15 protein-coding genes and 1 pseudogene are annotated in these 17,248 nt (G+C 40.0%); 11 read left to right on the top strand and 5 right to left on the bottom strand.

What is annotated here, in order from left to right; genetic code table 11:
* The first annotated feature begins 126 nt into the window (after positions 1-126).
* From hutI to L634_RS0114290, 6 genes are all read left to right on the top strand, one after another.
* Positions 127-1,413: an imidazolonepropionase gene (hutI, locus tag L634_RS0114315; protein WP_026583041.1), complete on the top strand. Its 1,287-nt coding sequence runs from the start codon at positions 127-129 to the stop codon at positions 1,411-1,413.
* Positions 1,398-2,375: an agmatinase family protein gene (locus L634_RS0114310; RefSeq protein WP_026583040.1), complete on the top strand. Its 978-nt coding sequence runs from the start codon at positions 1,398-1,400 to the stop codon at positions 2,373-2,375. Before hutI ends, L634_RS0114310 begins: the two co-directional genes overlap by 16 nt.
* Positions 2,376-2,425: 50 nt before the next feature.
* Positions 2,426-3,766: a YjiH family protein gene (locus L634_RS0114305; protein ID WP_026583039.1), complete on the top strand. Its 1,341-nt coding sequence runs from the start codon at positions 2,426-2,428 to the stop codon at positions 3,764-3,766.
* A gap of 119 nt (positions 3,767-3,885) precedes the next feature.
* Entirely contained in the window at positions 3,886-5,076 is a 1,191-nt protein-coding gene (locus tag L634_RS0114300) for a DHH family phosphoesterase (protein ID WP_026583038.1), read from the top strand.
* A 113-nt stretch (positions 5,077-5,189) separates the two neighbouring features.
* On the top strand, positions 5,190-6,146 hold the full coding sequence (locus L634_RS0114295; protein WP_026583037.1) for a hypothetical protein: 957 nt from the start codon (positions 5,190-5,192) through the stop codon (positions 6,144-6,146).
* A 220-nt stretch (positions 6,147-6,366) separates the two neighbouring features.
* Positions 6,367-7,536 carry a D-alanyl-D-alanine carboxypeptidase family protein gene (locus L634_RS0114290; protein WP_026583036.1) on the top strand — a complete coding sequence of 390 codons (1,170 nt, stop codon included), beginning with the start codon at positions 6,367-6,369 and terminating at the stop codon, positions 7,534-7,536.
* Positions 7,537-7,790: 254 nt separating this feature from the next.
* Here L634_RS0114290 and L634_RS0114285 read toward each other — a convergent pair whose 3' ends face one another.
* Positions 7,791-8,036, bottom strand: coding sequence for a YkuS family protein (locus tag L634_RS0114285; RefSeq protein ID WP_026583035.1), 246 nt, complete (start codon positions 8,034-8,036; stop codon positions 7,791-7,793).
* Between the two features lie 101 nt (positions 8,037-8,137).
* Between L634_RS0114285 and L634_RS32740 the strand changes: the two genes are divergently transcribed.
* Positions 8,138-8,275 carry a YuzL family protein gene (locus L634_RS32740; RefSeq protein ID WP_084028908.1) on the top strand — a complete coding sequence of 46 codons (138 nt, stop codon included), beginning with the start codon at positions 8,138-8,140 and terminating at the stop codon, positions 8,273-8,275.
* Between the two features lie 39 nt (positions 8,276-8,314).
* On the opposite strand, the gene L634_RS0114275 is transcribed toward L634_RS32740, so the two are convergent.
* On the bottom strand, positions 8,315-9,934 hold the full coding sequence (locus tag L634_RS0114275; RefSeq protein WP_026583034.1) for an ABC-F family ATP-binding cassette domain-containing protein: 1,620 nt from the start codon (positions 9,932-9,934) through the stop codon (positions 8,315-8,317).
* 201 nt (positions 9,935-10,135) lie between these two features.
* Here L634_RS0114275 and L634_RS0114270 point away from each other — a divergent pair, with 201 nt between their 5' ends.
* The 3 genes and pseudogenes from L634_RS0114270 to L634_RS34935 form a co-directional block, all read left to right on the top strand.
* Positions 10,136-10,585 carry an FAS1-like dehydratase domain-containing protein gene (locus L634_RS0114270; protein WP_026583033.1) on the top strand — a complete coding sequence of 150 codons (450 nt, stop codon included), beginning with the start codon at positions 10,136-10,138 and terminating at the stop codon, positions 10,583-10,585.
* Positions 10,582-10,965, top strand: coding sequence for a MaoC/PaaZ C-terminal domain-containing protein (locus L634_RS0114265; protein WP_026583032.1), 384 nt, complete (start codon positions 10,582-10,584; stop codon positions 10,963-10,965). The genes L634_RS0114270 and L634_RS0114265 overlap by 4 nt, the downstream gene beginning before the upstream one ends.
* 103 nt (positions 10,966-11,068) lie before the next feature.
* Positions 11,069-11,559: pseudogene (locus tag L634_RS34935) on the top strand (penicillin acylase family protein); the annotation flags it as partial.
* Positions 11,560-11,874: 315 nt separating this feature from the next.
* Here L634_RS34935 and L634_RS0114245 read toward each other — a convergent pair.
* The gene (locus L634_RS0114245; RefSeq protein WP_026583030.1) at positions 11,875-12,474 is read right to left on the bottom strand and encodes an SCO family protein; all 600 of its coding nucleotides are present in this window, start codon (positions 12,472-12,474) and stop codon (positions 11,875-11,877) included.
* Positions 12,475-12,637: 163 nt separating this feature from the next.
* Complete coding sequence (locus L634_RS0114240; RefSeq protein WP_026583029.1) at positions 12,638-14,122, bottom strand: aldehyde dehydrogenase family protein; 1,485 nt, start codon at positions 14,120-14,122, stop codon at positions 12,638-12,640.
* Between the two features lie 840 nt (positions 14,123-14,962).
* Here L634_RS0114240 and L634_RS0114235 point away from each other — a divergent pair.
* Positions 14,963-16,894: an endonuclease MutS2 gene (locus L634_RS0114235; protein ID WP_026583028.1), complete on the top strand. Its 1,932-nt coding sequence runs from the start codon at positions 14,963-14,965 to the stop codon at positions 16,892-16,894.
* A gap of 169 nt (positions 16,895-17,063) precedes the next feature.
* Here L634_RS0114235 and L634_RS31165 read toward each other — a convergent pair.
* The coding region (locus L634_RS31165; RefSeq protein WP_034262717.1) for a transposase at positions 17,064-17,248 on the bottom strand (185 nt) is incomplete at its 5' end.

Below are 17,248 nucleotides of genomic sequence, written 5' to 3'. Positions count from 1 at the left end.
AATGGATGAAACTGTCTAATAAACTATTTTCTTACTCTGCTAAACACTTTTTTTCAAGAAAGGAAGATCTCCAATCAGTGGCCCGCCAAAGATTGGAGCTTCCATTTTTTAAGGAGGAGCAAAAAAATGCACTCAAAACCTATTTTTATAAAGCATGCAAATCAAATGATTACCCTTAAAGGAAGCTCACAGCAGCCGCTTACAAAAGAAAAAATGAGCGAGCTCCATATTATAGAAGATGGAGCCATATGGTCAGAAGACGGCGTAATAAAAGCGGCAGGGAAAACAGCAGAGCTCGAAAGCCAATATCAGAACAGACTGGATGAAGCTGAAATCATTGACGCTTCAGGTAAAATTCTGCTTCCGGGACTAGTAGACCCGCATACACACCTTGTTTATGCAGGAAGCCGGGAAGAGGAATTCAATATGCGCCTCAACGGTGCCACATATATGGAAATTATGAATAATGGCGGCGGAATTCACGCCACCACGTCGAAGACCAGGAAAGCGTCTGAAGAAGAGTTGGTTCAAGAGAGCCTGGTCCGTCTCGATCGCTTTCTTAAGCACGGAGTCACGACTGTAGAAGCAAAAAGCGGCTATGGCCTGGATTGGGAAACAGAGCGGAAACAGCTTGCGGCAGCCCAAAAAGCGGATGAGCTTCACCCGGTGGACGTTGTCAGAACCTTCATGGGCGCACATGCCGTTCCTGCGGAATACAAAGAAAATCCGGATGATTTCATTGATTTGGTCATCAGTGAAATGCTCCCTAAAGTAGCAGAAGAAAAACTGGCCGAATTCAATGATATTTTCTGCGAAAGAGGTGTATTCACTCCCGAACAGTCCAGAAAGCTTTTGGAAGCCGGGAAGAAGCTTGGCTTAACACCAAAGATCCATGCTGATGAAATTGAACCTTATGAAGGTGCTGAACTTGCCGCTGAAGTTGGCGCTATTTCAGCTGACCATTTATTAAGAGCTTCAGAAAAAGGGATGGAGATGATGGCTGAGAAGGGCGTAATCGGTGTTCTCCTTCCGGGAACCGCATTCTTTCTAATGGCTGAAGCAGCAAGGGGCCGAAAAATGATTGATAAAGGAGTCCCTGTAGCTCTCTCAACAGACTGCAACCCAGGATCTTCGCCAACATGCTCCATGCCATTCATGATGAATCTTGCTTGCATGCATATGGGATTGACTCCTGCAGAAGCCATTTCTGCTGCTACAATTAATGCTGCTCATGCAATCAATCGCGCAAAAGAAATCGGGAGCATAGAAGAGGGCAAAAAGGCTGACCTCCTGCTTCTTAATGTACCGAACTATATGCAAATGCAATATCATTACGGCATGAATCATACAGACACAGTCATTAAAAATGGGGATATCGTTGTCAAAGGAGGGAGTTTATGCTATCAACGCTGACTCTTCCGGGTTTCTTCTGGCCCCGAACTGAACTAGGGATGGATGTAAAAGTGCATGAATGGATTCATCAAATCCAGGACATCAAGGAAATAGGAAAATCAAACTGGGATGCCGTCCTGTTCGGCGTCCCGCTTTCCAGATCATCCATCAGTGTCTCAGGTGCTTCAGAATTCCCTGAAGCATTCCGGAGATCCTGGAAAGGTTTTTCCACTTATAATCTTGATTTTGAATGTGATCTTCAGCATCTGAATGTTGCGGACCTTGGCGATGTGAAAATGCATTTTACCGATATTCCGCAAAGTCATGCAAATATCAAACAAACGATTAAAGATGTCAAAAAGCATCTCCCAAACTCCTTTCCTATCGCCATCGGAGGGGACCATTCCATCACCGCCATGCTTGTAAGCGGCTTGAAGGAACTGGAGCCGGATAAAGAGATTGGGATTCTCCAGTTTGATACTCATCTGGATTTGCGCAGCCTCGATGACCACGGGCCAACAAATGGAACACCCATTCGCAATTTGATTCAGAACGGCGTAATAAAAGGTGAAAATGTTTACAACATTGGTCTTCACGGCTTTTTTAATGGCCAATCACTCATCCAATATGCCCGTGAACACAACGTTAACTGCATTACATTGAAAGAAGCCAGAAAACGCGGAATAACTGAAACGGTTGAAGAAGCTCTCAAGCAGCTGGAGAAAAAGGCAGACATCATTTATGTGACAATCGACATGGATGTTCTTGATATCGGATTTGCTCCGGGCGTTCCAGCCTCTACCCCAGGAGGGATGAGGACAGACGAACTATTTGAAGCCGTCTATACTGCAGGGCTATCTTCCAAAACAGCTGCCATGGATATCGTTTGCCTGGACCCAACAAGGGACCATCAGGCACAGCCTACCGTAAAAGCAGGCACATACACTTTTTTAACCTTTTTAACAGCATTGATGAATAAATAATTGTAAGGGGCATTTTTGCTCCTTACTTTAAAATTTAAGGGGGAAAGAGAATGGAAAAAGAAACGATGATGAATTCACCTTCACCACAGCTCGATAGACCCAGTGCCACTTCGAAAAATGCAATAAAGTTTTTCCTTTATAGCGCAATTGGCATTTTTATGTTTTTTATCCCCGTTACCCTGAACGAGAAATCCTCCATCATGCTGGACCATTTGGTTTCAGCCATCCAAACAGCTATTCCAGCCCTAGTGCCTTATTACGCATTACTCGTCATTTTGCTTGGAGCCATATACCCTTTCTACACAAAGACGTGGAACAAGAATAAAGTTAATACCGTTTTTTCTATATTTAAAATCATTGGATTGCTTGCTGCGATTATGATCGTCTTTAGTTTTGGTCCCGAATGGCTTTTCGATCCGAGCATGGGCCCATTCCTATTTGAAAAGCTTGTCATTTCCGTTGGTTTGCTTGTCCCGATTGGATCGGTATTCTTAGCATTGCTTGTGGGATATGGCTTGCTTGAGTTTATTGGCGTTCTCATGCAGCCTGTCATGAAGCCAATTTGGAAGACACCCGGAAGATCTGCCATTGATGCAGTGGCATCCTTTGTGGGCAGCTACTCGATCGGGCTTTTAATTACAAACCGTGTGTTTAAGGAAGGGAAATACAGCATTAAAGAAGCAGCCATTATTGCAACAGGCTTTTCAACCGTTTCAGCAACATTCATGATTGTCGTTGCCAAAACACTTGGATTAATGGAAATGTGGAATACTTATTTTTGGACAACATTGGCCGTAACTTTTATCGTCACCGCGATTACCGTCCGAATTTGGCCATTGCGGTCCATGAGTGAAAGTTATTATAACGGCCAGGAACCGCCTAAAGAAACCATTACTGGAAACCGTCTGCAGGCAGCATGGAAAACAGCAATGGACACAGCTGCCCATTCACCTTCATTATGGAAAAACATCAGCGTGAACTTAAAAGACGGCTTTATCATGACCATGTCCATACTGCCATCCATTATGTCAGTGGGTCTTTTAGGTTTGATCCTGGCTGAATTCACACCTGTTTTTGATTGGATTGGGTATGTTTTTTATCCTTTTACTGCTCTTTTCCAGCTTCCAGAACCATTACTTGCAGCGAAAGCAAGTGCGGTAGGAATCGCGGAAATGTTTTTGCCAGCCTTGCTTGTGGCAGAAGCAGCAATCGTTACCAAATTTGTAATCGGCGTTGTTTCTGTTTCAGCCATTATCTTTTTCTCGGCACTTGTACCATGCATTTTATCAACAGACATACCAATCTCAATCCCCCAGCTGCTTGCCATCTGGGTGGAGAGAACGATTTTAACCATTGTCATCGCAGCTCCTCTGGCTTATTTATTGCTCTAAACCTTGTTCCCCGCTAATTCCAGCGGGGATTTTTCGCATAGAATCCTACTGTAAAAACAAACTAGTAAAGGATACTGTAACATTATATAAAAGAGTCTAAGGATAGCAGGTGATGCATTTTGTACAGGCTGTATACGCATAATGACCTGGATGGGGTCGGCTGCGGCATAATTGCGAGAATCGCTTTTGGAAAGGATGTAGACGTCCGCTACAATTCTGTGATGGGGCTGGACCATCAGATCGAAAGGCTTTTCGAACAAGAGAAAGGACTGAAAGATGATTTCCTCTTTATCACAGATTTATCAGTAAATGAGGAAAATGCCATAAGGCTTGATGACCTTGTAAAGAGCGGCGGGAATGTTCGATTGATCGACCATCATAAAACCGCTTTGCACTTTAATGATTACAGCTGGGGAAGAATAAAGGTTAATTATGAAGATGGCAGGCTGACAGCTGCCACTTCATTGCTTTATGAATATCTCCTTGAACATGACCTTATAAATAAATCCCAGGCGATCGATGAATTTGTTGAATTGGTCCGCCAATATGATACTTGGGAATGGGACCAAAATGATAATATCAAAGCAAAGAATCTCAATGACTTATTTTTTATGGTATCAATCGATGAATTTGAAGAAAAAATGACAGAACGCATACTAAACGCTGAGCATTTTGAGTTTGACGATTTTGAACAGAAGCTGCTTGAGATGGAAGAAGAGAAAATTGAACGTTATATAAGAAGAAAAAAGCGGGAAATCGTCCAAACCTTCATAGGAGATTATTGTGCAGGAATTGTCCATGCAGAGTCTTATCATTCTGAGCTTGGAAATGAATTGGGGAAGGATAATCCTCATTTGGATTATATCGCTATTTTAAATCTTGGCGGCAAAAAAATCAGTTTCAGAACCATTCATGATCATGTGGATGTATCCGCAATAGCTGGCCAGTTCGGTGGGGGCGGCCATGCTAAAGCATCCGGGTGCTCAATGGGAAAAGAGGCTTTCCAGCTGTTCGTCAATGATATTTTCCCTCTGGACCCCATGAGGCAAGACGCATTCAAAAATAGATACAACAATAAAAATTCACCGCAGGGCTCGCTGTACGAAAATAGAAAGGGTGATAAATTCTTCATTTTTTCCAAGAAAGAAAATAAATGGAACATCGAAATGAATGGGAAACTCATACAGGAGCCATTTGGAGATTTCCAGGCTGCTGAAACATTTATTAAAAGAAAGTATTTGGCATGGCTTGCCCGCGATGACGTGTATGTCGACTTTTTAAAAGAATTCCACATGAAAATGAAGCCTTAAAACCGCCGTCAAGGCGGTTTTTCTATTGGGATGGCTGAAATATGCCCTTATTCTGTAAAAAATATGCACATTTCATATATAATGGAGAAAGCATAAATGGAAGGAGAGGACAAATGGAATTATTATTGGTTTTTTTCGGCATTATATTTTTCGCAGTGTTTATGAAGATCCTTTTTACGGGATCTAAAAGGGCTTCTTTCATTAAAAATGAGCCCATTCCTGATAATCTGGGCATCCAATCAGACAGCTTGCTGCCTATTATTCAGGAGCTTGAAAACTCATTGCCTCAAGGATACAGCGAAAATATTAAAAATAGGGTATTAAAGGATCATCCGCAATGGAAGGATCACGAATATGAATGGGCTTTTTTTGAACTTAAAAGATATTTCGTTCTGAATAGCCTTTTGAGGTCGGTCCCAATGTTCAGTGACAAAGTGGATGAAATTTGGCATGAAATGCTTATGTTTACCCGTGAATACGGCCAGTTTTCAAAGGATTTTTATGGAGAGTATTTGCACCACGTTCCCAATATGGACAGTACACCAATTCCAGGAGAAAGGGCCTTTTTCGATTGGATGTATTTAACCCTTTTTGAAACGGGCCACAACAGCAGGAAAATTTGGGGAGGATTTTTAAAGAACCCAATTAAAAAAGAAATCCTTGAAGACTTTAAAAACATGAATGAAGAGGAACTATTAGCCAAATATTTCAGAAAAAGCAGCCATTGGCTGGATATAAAGAAGGATTTGATCGGCAAATTTAAAAAAGAAATCTCGGAAGCTGAAGAGATTAAGCGAGATATTAAAACACCGGAATTTGTAAAGCAATCTGCTGTAAACCAATATTCTTATTTGCTGCTGCCGGCAGTTTATTATTCTTTTTATGAATCTGACAGTTACGATGAATATATGGATAAACTCATGCCGCCTGAATGGGCCAAAGGAGGGGCTGCAGGAGGTGTTTCCTGCTCAGGTTATGCTTGCAGCAGTCCAACAGACCATGATTCGGGAGGAAATGACTCCGGCGGAGGATCAAGCTGTTCAAGCTGCGGGGGCGGCTGCAGCAGCTAAAAAAATAAGCAATCCATTTGGGTTGCTTGTTTTTTTATTCTTATTGAAGCGTAAGTTTGGAAATAAATAAAGGTAGGATTTCCTTACTTTATCAGTACTTTCAAATTTCGGCATTAAATTTTCAATTGTGTAACAATTTATAATTATAATATCTACCTTATTGGATTCTTTGTTACAATCGGTATTGGACGATTATTGGGATCGAATTGGATGTGTATTTATGAAGAAATTGATACTTGCTATGCTGCTCCTTTCATCGTTTCCAGATACGATGGCAGGTGCTGAAGAATTAACTGAACCTGAGATCATCAGTGAGGCAGCAGTTCTCACTGATTCGGAGTCAGGGGCAATATTATATGAAAAAAATGCAGACAAAAAGATGTTTCCAGCAAGCTTAACCAAAATTGCTACCGCTATTTATGCGATTGAAAACGGAGATTTAAATGAAATGGCAACGGTAAGTGAAGAAGCCGTTGAAGTTGATGGAACTAGAGTATATCTGGAAAAAGGCGAGGAGGTTCCCCTTAAGAAGCTCGTGCAAGGGATGCTGATCAATTCAGGCAATGATGCTGCGTGGGCAATCGCCGAGCATCTCGATGGGAGCATGGATCGTTATTCGGTGAATCTGAATTCCTACTTAAAAGAGAAAGTGCATTTAGAAAACACCCATTTTGTGAATCCGCATGGCCTGCATGATGAGAACCATTATACTACTGCAGAAGATCTTGCAAAATTAACAAACTACGCTCTTAAAAATGAAACCTTTAAAAAGATATTTGGAACAAAGGAATTAAAATGGTCTGGAAAGTCATGGGAAACAACGATTTTTACCCATCATCGGATGCTTAAGGGGGAAGTTCCCTTTGAGGGTGTCACAGGAGGGAAGACAGGTTTTGTAGATGAAGCAAAGCAAACGCTTGCTACATCTGCTGAGAACGAATCAATCAAGCTCACTGCCATCGTGCTGAAGGCAGATTTTAAGAGGGATATATACAAGGATACAAAAAGCCTTTTAAATTTTGGATTCAATCATTTTGAATCATCAGATCTTAGCAGCACTGAGGTATTCCCTGCAGATGGAAAAAACTATACGACAGGCGGAAAAGATGTAGCAATCACCTTGCCAAAAGGGACATTCAATGAAAATGTGACACCTAAGGGAAAGCTTTTGATTGAAGATCAAAATGGAAAGGTCATTCAAACTGTTCAGCTGTCAGAAGATAAAAAAGATGAAGTCGTGTCAAGCCAGCTGAAACCAGAAGAGGAACCTAAAAAAGAAACAACTGGTTATTACGGCAAAATAGGCCTGACCTTATTTTTATTTGCGGTGTTCATCCTTTTATTAATAAAAAATCTAAAAGAAAAAGCAAGACGGAGAAGACGGGTGTAATGCCCGTTTTTTGTGCATTTGCTTGATTTTTATCAGGAAAAACGATTTAAACGCGAAAAAATGATTATATCCGCGAAAATATATTCACGAAATCTGGAATATATCCGCGAAACTGTCTTATGCCTGTCTGTTACAAAAAGAGCTATTTAGAAACCAAGCCAGCCGAGTTGAATGCAGAAATGTGCAGAAAAAACGACTATTGCAAGCGAGAACAAAAAAAAGACTAAAGATTATCTCTTTAGTCTTTGACACATTTATTGCACTCTTTGTTCTACCTGTCGGCAAACTTCATCTGCCGATAAGCCGTTTGCTTCAATCACAGGTGCTTTTGTAGAAGTATCCTGCATGCCCATTACATTGGAGTCAAAACCGGTTACAACACAGCATGAGCAATTTTCCGCATCATGTGCCGATTTCATCTCAACAACCTCATATCCTCTTTGGCGCAGCGCATCAGATACATTTGTTAAGGATTGTTCAACCGCTACTCTTTTCGTCATTCATAACACCTCCTCCGTTGATAGATTGGCTATTTTTATCCATTTTTATTCCACGGATAAAAACATGCCAGTTACAAAAAGTAAAGAAGGAGGTGTTGAAAATGAGCAAACGCAAAAAGGATCCTTCGAAGGCGGGTTTAAGCTCTCCAAATGTAAAAGGTCAAGGGACTACAAACATGGAAACAGGGAGCAGAACGGCTTCCTCTGCACGTCATAAAAATAAGAAACAGGATGTATAATGCAAAAAAGCAGGAAGGCTGAACCTCCTGCTTTTTTCATTAATTATACATTTCTGCTACTTGCTTTTGGATCGAAGCATCTTCCAAGTATTCATCATAAGTCATTTGCTTATCCACGATGCCAGCCGGTGTAATTTCAATGATGCGGTTGGCGATGGTTTGGATGAATTGATGGTCATGGGAAGCAAAGATTAGTGAACCTTTAAAATTAATCAAACCATTATTCAATGCTGTGATGGATTCCAAGTCAAGATGGTTTGTCGGCTCATCCAGAAGAAGCACATTGGCGCCGCTAAGCATCATTTTTGAAAGCATACAGCGGACTTTTTCTCCTCCCGATAATACACTTGCCTTCTTAAGGACTTCTTCTCCCGAGAAAAGCATTCTCCCTAGGAATCCTCTTAAGAAGCTCTCACTGTCATCAGCAGGGGAGAATTGGCGCAGCCAGTCAACAAGATTCAGGTCAGAGTTTTCGAAGAACTCGGAGTTATCTTTAGGGAAATAAGACTGAGATGTTGTCACACCCCATTTATATGTTCCTTCATCCGGTTCCATTTCGCCTGTCAAAATCTTAAATAGTGTAGTTTTAGCAAGTTCGTTTGAGCCAACTAATGCAATTTTATCATCTTTGTTCATAATAAAGCTTACGTTGTTCAGGACTTTAACGCCATCAATCGTCTTGCTGATGCCGTCAACACGGAGCAAATCATTGCCGATTTCGCGGTCAGGAGTGAAGCCGACATACGGATATTTTCTTGAAGACGGTTTAATGTCATCCAATGAAATCTTCTCAAGCAGCTTTTTGCGTGAAGTTGCCTGCTTGGACTTCGATGCATTTGCACTGAAACGCGCAATAAAGCTTTGCAGTTCTTTGATTTTTTCTTCCTTCTTTTTATTGGCATCCTGGGCCATCTTCAATGCAAGCTGGCTTGATTCATACCAGAAGTCATAGTTTCCGACATAAATTTGGATTTTGCCAAAATCAAGGTCGGCAATATGCGTACATACTTTGTTTAGAAAATGACGGTCGTGGGAAACGACAATGACTGTATTTTCAAAGTTGATCAAGAACTCCTCAAGCCATTGAATCGCTTTGATATCCAAGTGGTTCGTCGGCTCGTCAAGCAAGAGGACATCCGGCTTGCCAAATAGAGCTTGTGCCAGAAGCACTTTAACCTTTTCCGAACCAGAAAGATCTGCCATCTTTTTTGTATGAAGCTCTTCTTCAATTCCCAAACCTTTTAAAAGGATGGCTGCTTCAGATTCTGCTTCCCATCCGTTTAATTCTGCAAATTCACCTTCAAGCTCGGCAGCCCTCATACCGTCTTCATCTGTGAAATCAGGCTTCATATAAATTGCATCTTTTTCCTGCATAACCTCATAAAGGCGGGCATGCCCCATAATAACCACTTTTAAAACTTCAAATTCTTCATATTCAAAATGGTTCTGCTTTAGTACTGCAAGACGTTCACCAGGACCTAAATGAACACTGCCTGACTGTGCTTCAATTTCTCCAGATAAAATTTTTAAGAAAGTGGATTTTCCGGCACCATTTGCTCCAATCAATCCATAGCAATTGCCCGGTGTAAATTTAATATTAACATCTTCGAAAAGTTTCCGGTCACCATATCGAAGACCAACATTACTGACAGTTATCATATTATTTTTATTCCTCCAAATACATTATCCTTAAAATTATAACACTTCCATCACATATTCGCTAACTCTTCTTAATTCATTTTTTGGCTTCTGCCACTAAAAATAGAAAGATTCGATTATTAAAAGGATGTAGAATGAAAAAATGGAATATATATAAAAGAGTGAAATTTGACAGCAGAAAGGAAGGAAGTGGTATATATTATGGAATCTCTATTAAAAGAGGATGTAAGAATTGAACCCTTCACGTTTACAATTGAAAGGGGCAAAATCAAGGAATTTGCAATGGCAATAGGAGATAGAAATCCTATTTATTATTGTGTGGAAACAGCAAGAAGTCAGGGATATCGGGACATACCGGTTCCGCCCACATTTCCAACAGCAATAGAAATGTGGGGTGGTTTGGATTTTGAGACACTGATTGACCTATTCGGCTTAGACCCCTTAAAGGTTCTTCATGGAGGGCAGGAATATCACTACATGGGAGAGCTATATGCGGGAGATACCATCAATGCCTATCCAAGATTAATTTCAGCATTTGAAAAAAGGAATTTACGTTTTTTTACTGTAGGAATCACCTACAAAAATGTCGATGGAGTAAAGGTTCTCTACTCTGAGTCAACCATTATTGAAAGAGGAGGGTCACCAAAATGACACATTTGACACCACTCCATAAACCTGAAATTACCCATACACAGCTAGTCAGATATGCAGGTGCATCAGGAGACTTTAATCCAATCCATACGGTTGTTCCAATCGGAGAGAAAGCAGGCTTGGGGGGAGTGATTGCCCATGGAATGCTGGTAATGGGAATGGCAGGAGAAGCATTGACTAAATGGTTTCCAAGAAAAGACCTGAGAATGTTCAAAGTCCGCTTTAGCAGAATGACACGTCCAGGCGAGAAACTGACAATTGAAGGAAGAGTAACAGGTGAAACGTTTGAAGAAGATGAGAAAAGATTGACTGGAGAAGTGTTAGTTAAAAATGAAGCTGGTGAGCAGAAACTGTCAGGCGTGTTCCAAGTAAAAATTTAATATTAGTAAGGTTTTCTGTATCCGAAGTTTAGTCTAGTTTAGATCAAAATCAAAATTAAAAAGATATGCAGCTTGGACCTGCTGCAATTTTAATAGCCATACTGAGCCTGAGGAGTGGTCACTTGCTGATTCTCTGACCATAGGTAAATACATGGCATATGATCTCAGCGGCCATTGGAATAGCCAGGCATTCCGTTATTATCTTCTTCAGCTTTTTCCGGTAGAAAAAACATACAATCTATTCCCCTCATATCCGGAACAAGTCCCTTACATAATAGGCAAAAGCAGGTTAGATTTAGGAAAGAGCTTTGCATATGTCATAATACAAAAATGAGTTTCTGTTTAATGTAAAGCGGGAAAAGGCAGAAGTAATTAAGGAGGAACCAATAAAAATAAAAAAGAAGAATAACCATCGATTATGGAGTGACAATTACACGCCACGGACCCGTATTTTCGGAATTTGCTGAAGACAGCGGAAAACATATTGTTCTTTTATTGCCATGGACAGCACTTGAACAATCTGGAGTAGAAGCCATTCTCAAAATGAATAAAGCAGCAATTTGGAATGAATTTGAACAAGCTTTGGAATTCTTTGTTTAAGCCCATAGAAGGATGAGGCCGAAGTCGAAAAATAATTAAAAAAATGTTCCTTTTTGTTCATAGTTTTTTCATAATTTTCATGTACAATATTAAACATACAGGCAGGAAAAAAGGAGTTTTTTAAATGGCTAAAAAGCAGCTCGTTGATTTAGTGAACCGATTGAAGCAATCCGGTATTAAAGTAAGCTTTTCCAAGCCAAGATCAAAAACTTTAATACTCATTAACCAAAACAAAAATCTATCTTCTTCTACGAATTAGGTTAAAAAAATGGCGGATATTGCATCCGCCGTTTTTTAATTTGTATAAAATTAAATTTCCTTCATGACCTTTTTAAAAACTTCATTTTTATTAAAATCTTCTCCCATCGGGAATTTCTTAATAAATTTATTATTCTCATCTAATAGATAAACAAAGGTACTATGAACATAAAAGCCATCACCGGGATCCCTGTATTGGAATTGAAACGTATTGGCTAGTTCCTGAATTTCCAATTGATCCTGCTTTAAGTTATTGGAATCTGCCGTAAGCAAAATCCAGTTTCCATCATTTTCAATATCAAAGGTATTCATATATTTTCTGAGTACCTCTGCTGTATCTCTGTAAGGATCTATGGTTACCGTTATAAATTGTATCTTATCTCCGTAAACGCCTTCCTTTTTAAGGTCATTTTTAAGCATGTTCATCCTTTGTGTAGTTGCAGGGCAGATATCAGGGCAATGTGTATAAATAAATTCAACTAACTTAAGTTTCTCTTCGGATTCATCAAAATCATATACCTCATCATTTGCGGTTACAAGTGTGATATTTTCAGGTATCTTTGCGGTCGCATCACGTATTATAAAAAAAGTTATGCCTGCTGCAATGCCTATAAATACAATGAGCGAACTTATAAAATAAATCTTTTTCATTATTTTCCCTCCCAATATAAAGATAATTAATATCCATTGAAAATCCTATGGATAATGTGTGAACAAATTTAAATGTGGAATCAACACGAAAAGGGAGGACAAAAAAAAGGAACCTATTCAGGCTCCTTTTCCGTTTACTAATATCAATTACTTTATTTATCAATTACTTCATTGAAATCCAAACACTCTTTACTTCTGTATAATTATCAAGAGCGTAAGATCCCATTTCACGTCCGATGCCGGACTGCTTATATCCGCCGAATGGAGATGCTGCATCAAACGCATTGTAGCAGTTTACCCAAACTGTACCTGCACGAAGCTTGTTGGCAATATAGTGGGCGTTTGCAACGTCGCGAGTCCAAACCCCAGCTGCTAATCCATATTCACTGTTATTTGCACGATTAATTAATTCATCCAGATCTTCATATGGCATTGCAGAAATTACAGGGCCAAAGATTTCTTCCTTGGCAATTGTCATTTCATCGCGCACATCTGCGAAAATAGTAGGGGAGACGAAGTAGCCTTGTTCCTGAGGCTTTTCACCGCCTGCAACAAGCTGTGCACCTTCGCTTAGGCCTTTTTCAATATAGCCAAGAACTCGATTTTGCTGTTCAGCAGAGACGAGCGGGCCAATTTCCGTGTCAGCATGAATACCGGCGCCTTGCTTAATTTTCTTTGCATGGGAAGCCATATCAGCTACAACATTATCAAACTGCTTTTTCTGGATAAATACGCGGGAACCTGCACAGCAAACCTGGCCCTGGTTGAACATAACCCCATTAAGGGCTCCTGGGATTGCTTTTGATAGATCTGCATCAGGCAGGATGATGTTTGGCGACTTGCCGCCAAGCTCAAGCGTTACGCGCTTAAGAGTCTTTGAAGCATTGGACATGATCAGTTTCCCTACTTCGGTAGAACCAGTGAAAGCAATCTTGTCTACTAATGGATGGTCAACAAGCGGCTGGCCAGCTGTTTCGCCAAACCCAGGAACGATGTTTACCACACCTGGAGGGAATCCTGCTTCTTCCATTAATTCCGCCAGATATAAGGCAGATAAAGGTGTCTGTTCTGCAGGCTTAAGGACTACAGTACATCCTGTTGCAAGAGCAGCACCAAGCTTCCACATTGCCATAAGAAGAGGGAAGTTCCAAGGGATAATCTGTCCTACTACCCCAACAGCTTCATGGCGAGTGTAATTGAAGAACGGTCCATTTACTGGGATCGTTTGTCCTACAATCTTCGTTGACCAGCCTGCATAATAGCGCATATGCTCAATAGCAAGAGGAATATCTGCGTTTGTGGTTTCACGGATTGGCTTCCCGTTATCCAAAGTCTCAAGCTGTGCCAATTCTTCACTATTCTGTTCCATTAAATCAGCAAGCTTATACATTAGCCGGCTGCGCTTAGAAGCGCCCATTTTAGACCATTTACCTTCGTCAAAGGCTTTTCGTGCAGCCTTCACAGCCAAATCTATATCTTCTGCACCTGCTTCATATACAGTTGCCAGCACTTCACCTGTTGCTGGATTATAAGTATCAAAAGTCTTCTGTGTTTTGCTTTCAACAAATTCTCCATTGATATATAGCTTTTTCTTTCCATTTAAGAATTTTTCTACCTTTTCTTTTAAACCTACAGTTAGTTGACTCATATAATTCCTCCTTAAAATAGTATTCTATGTAATTCTCGATGCCAAACTTTTAGAAGAACACCTGTGGTTACGCTTACATTGGTATGTTAACACTAATAAAACTGTAAAATCAACTCTGAATTAAAATAATTTTCTGATAATATTCGACGTTTTTCTGCATATCTCCCAAGAATCAAAAATAGTTTGACAAATATTAATGAAATGAATATGATAATATGGAAAAGAAATTGGGGCCATTTGGCAAAGGAGTATGTTTTATGTTAGGTGTCGTTCTTAACTAATCCGTTAATTTTATACGGTCATTCAAAGGCAATCATGCAAAATTAAAGCTCTGCTTTAAGCTTATTTAAGCATGCCTTGAGAATGAAAGTTAAGAACAATATCACTGCATAAACAGGCAATATATTTTTGGCATGCAGCTGTGTTCTCTTACATGGCTTTTTATTTTGTCTAGATATATTTGCTTTATTGACAGGGACTACTCTGTCTTACAGACCGTGATGAACATTGTTCATTGCGGTCTTTTTTTATGGAAATAGAATTTCTAAAGCCGCCATTGCCAATGTCACTATGTTGAGGGAGGAGGATATGCGAGACACCATGGGGAGAAGCCCCCGGACCGCCGCTGAAAGCGAGCTTACACGAGTGGATATCTAAAGGCAAGTTTAACAGAGTTAATAGCTAATCGCTGTTTTCATAAAGCTTGCTGCTGTTCGGAGCTTACTAAGATTAACCAACTGAATTGATTGTAGCGGAGGACAATTAACTCCCGCATCGAAAAATTTATAATTAAAACAACATTTCAGGAAAATCCCTTAACAAATTAAGGAGGAAGAAACATTGAACAAAAATACTTTTACCCAATTGGATTATGACAACATTAAAGAGAGGGCTTCACAGTTTGCTTTATCTAAAGAGGGGAAAAAGAAACTGCTTGAGATGATGCCATCTGTAAATCTCAAACAAATTAAATCCTGGCTGGATGAAACTGAAGAAGCGGTTAACATACTTGAGAAGAGTGCAAGTATTCCAGTTCATGGCCTTGATGGAATTGAATCAGTACTGAAGAATTTTAACAAGGGAATTGCTTTAAGTCCTGAACAGCTGATGAAGGTTTACGATTTTTTGGATTGCTGCCGAAAAATACGCAGGTTTATGAAAGATAAAGAATTTCTGGCACCAAGAGTAGCTTCTTATATCTATTCAATTGAAGAATTGCCTGCTTTAGCAGAAGAAATTATCAGGTGCATAAGAAACGGAAGAGTGGATGACTACGCAAGCAAGGAACTTTTAAAAGTAAGAAAGCAACGTTCGATTCAGGAAGAAAGACTGAAGGAAAAGGTCCATCAGCTTATAAAATCAAACAAGAATAAAAGTTATCTGCAGGAGATGGTCATAAGCCAGCGCAGCGGCAGATATGTGATTCCAGTAAAGAAAGAATATAAAAATAAAATTAAAGGCTCTGTTTTGGATACATCGGCATCTGGCTCCACCATTTTTATTGAACCGGAGGAAATTTCTGTCTATCAAGAACAATTGAATTGGCTGATGGCTGAAGAAGAGGCTGAGGTCCAGCAAGTTCTGCTTTTCTTAACCGGCCTTGTGGAGGAAAAGGAAAAAGAGATTAGAATGGCCGTTGAGACCATGATCCATTATGATGTGCTGTTTGCGAAAGCAAAGTATGCAAGATCCATTGATGGAAAAAATCCTCATTTAAATGAATCCCATTATATTAAGCTTATTTGCGCTAAACACCCTTTACTGGGAAAGGATGCTGTGCCGCTGACATTAGAGCTGGGCAGAAACGGTCAGCACGCGCTTGTTATCACTGGACCCAACACCGGCGGGAAAACTGTAACCATAAAAACAGTCGGGCTGCTGACGCTGATGGCGCAATCAGGGATGCTGCTCCCTGTTCAGGAAGGTTCCTCCATTGCCATATTCAAGCAGGTGCTCTTAGATATAGGGGATGGCCAAAGCATAGAACAAAACTTAAGCACCTTTAGTTCAAGGATCAGGAATATCATTGAGATTTTGCAAGAAACGAATGACCGGACACTTGTGCTGCTGGATGAACTAGGCTCGGGAACAGATCCTGCTGAGGGAATGGGCCTTGCAACAGCCATAATGGAGCAAATGTACAAAAAAGGGCCAACAATAATGGCTACTACACATTATAGTGAAATTAAAGGATTTGCCGAAGCGCATGAAGGATTCATAAATGGGGCAATGGAATTTAATCTGGATACCTTAAAGCCTACTTATAAACTTATGATAGGGAAGGGTGGAGAGAGCCAGGCATTTGCTATAGCACTAAAACTTGGGATGCATCCCAAGATCATAGAAAGAGCTCATCAAATCACTTATAAGGAAGAAAGAACGTATCAATCTTACCGTAACGAACACAATTCAAAAATTGAATTAGAAAGACAAATAACCGTTAACCGCCACATCAGAAGAGTAAAGGAAGAAAAGAAGAGCGAAGAGGCCATTCAATCTTTCAAACAAGGAGATAACGTACTGATAAGTCCTCAGAATGAAATTGGCATCATTTACAAAGGACCTGATGAGAGAGGGAACTTTTCAGTACAAATAAAAGGGAAAAAAATGATCATTAATCATAAAAGACTAAAACTTTATATACCGGCTGAGGAATTGTACCCGGACGAGTATGATTTTGACATTATTTTTGAGTCGAAAGAGAACAGAAAAAAGAATAAGCTTATGAACAAGAAGCACGTTGAAGGACTCAGCATTGAAGGCGAGGAGTAAAATTTGCAATATTTTTCTTGATTTTAAAAGAGGTTGACTCAAAAGGTCGTTGAACGACGACTCTTTTGAGTCAGTTTTTTATTTTGAGATCATTTTGTCCTCAATTTCGAGTAACTTATTCAAAATTAGGAGAGATATCCCNATTTATCCTCCTAAACCTTCACTCTTTTTACCTGTTTTGTAGAAGATCATCCCACTTTTTTAAATTGTGGGCAACACAAATAAGACCCCAATCCGTGGTGTTTTTGGATAGGCCTCTTAGAGAAAACCGGTTGAATTTTCGGTTGTGTTTAATTTGTCCAAAGACGGGCTCGACATCTATTTTTCGGCTTCTGTACTTTTTATTGCCTTCTT

It is taken from the genome of Bacillus sp. J33 (assembly GCF_000518885.1).
GTDB lineage: Bacteria > Bacillota > Bacilli > Bacillales > Cytobacillaceae > Cytobacillus.
Note: the sequence above shows the minus strand (reverse complement) of the source record. Positions and strands in the feature narration are given on the sequence as shown.

Coding starts and splice junctions, on each gene's coding strand:
- L634_RS0114275 (WP_026583034.1), bottom strand. CDS start 9,934: ATGATAACTGTCAGTAATGTTGGTCTTCGATATGGTGACCGGAAACTT.
- L634_RS0114245 (WP_026583030.1), bottom strand. CDS start 12,474: ATGAAAAAGATTTATTTTATAAGTTCGCTCATTGTATTTATAGGCATT.
- L634_RS0114265 (WP_026583032.1), top strand. CDS start 10,582: ATGACACATTTGACACCACTCCATAAACCTGAAATTACCCATACACAG.
- L634_RS0114290 (WP_026583036.1), top strand. CDS start 6,367: ATGAAGAAATTGATACTTGCTATGCTGCTCCTTTCATCGTTTCCAGAT.
- L634_RS0114240 (WP_026583029.1), bottom strand. CDS start 14,122: ATGAGTCAACTAACTGTAGGTTTAAAAGAAAAGGTAGAAAAATTCTTA.
- L634_RS0114310 (WP_026583040.1), top strand. CDS start 1,398: ATGCTATCAACGCTGACTCTTCCGGGTTTCTTCTGGCCCCGAACTGAA.
- L634_RS0114270 (WP_026583033.1), top strand. CDS start 10,136: ATGGAATCTCTATTAAAAGAGGATGTAAGAATTGAACCCTTCACGTTT.
- L634_RS0114305 (WP_026583039.1), top strand. CDS start 2,426: ATGGAAAAAGAAACGATGATGAATTCACCTTCACCACAGCTCGATAGA.
- L634_RS0114285 (WP_026583035.1), bottom strand. CDS start 8,036: ATGACGAAAAGAGTAGCGGTTGAACAATCCTTAACAAATGTATCTGAT.
- L634_RS0114295 (WP_026583037.1), top strand. CDS start 5,190: ATGGAATTATTATTGGTTTTTTTCGGCATTATATTTTTCGCAGTGTTT.
- L634_RS32740 (WP_084028908.1), top strand. CDS start 8,138: ATGAGCAAACGCAAAAAGGATCCTTCGAAGGCGGGTTTAAGCTCTCCA.
- hutI (WP_026583041.1), top strand. CDS start 127: ATGCACTCAAAACCTATTTTTATAAAGCATGCAAATCAAATGATTACC.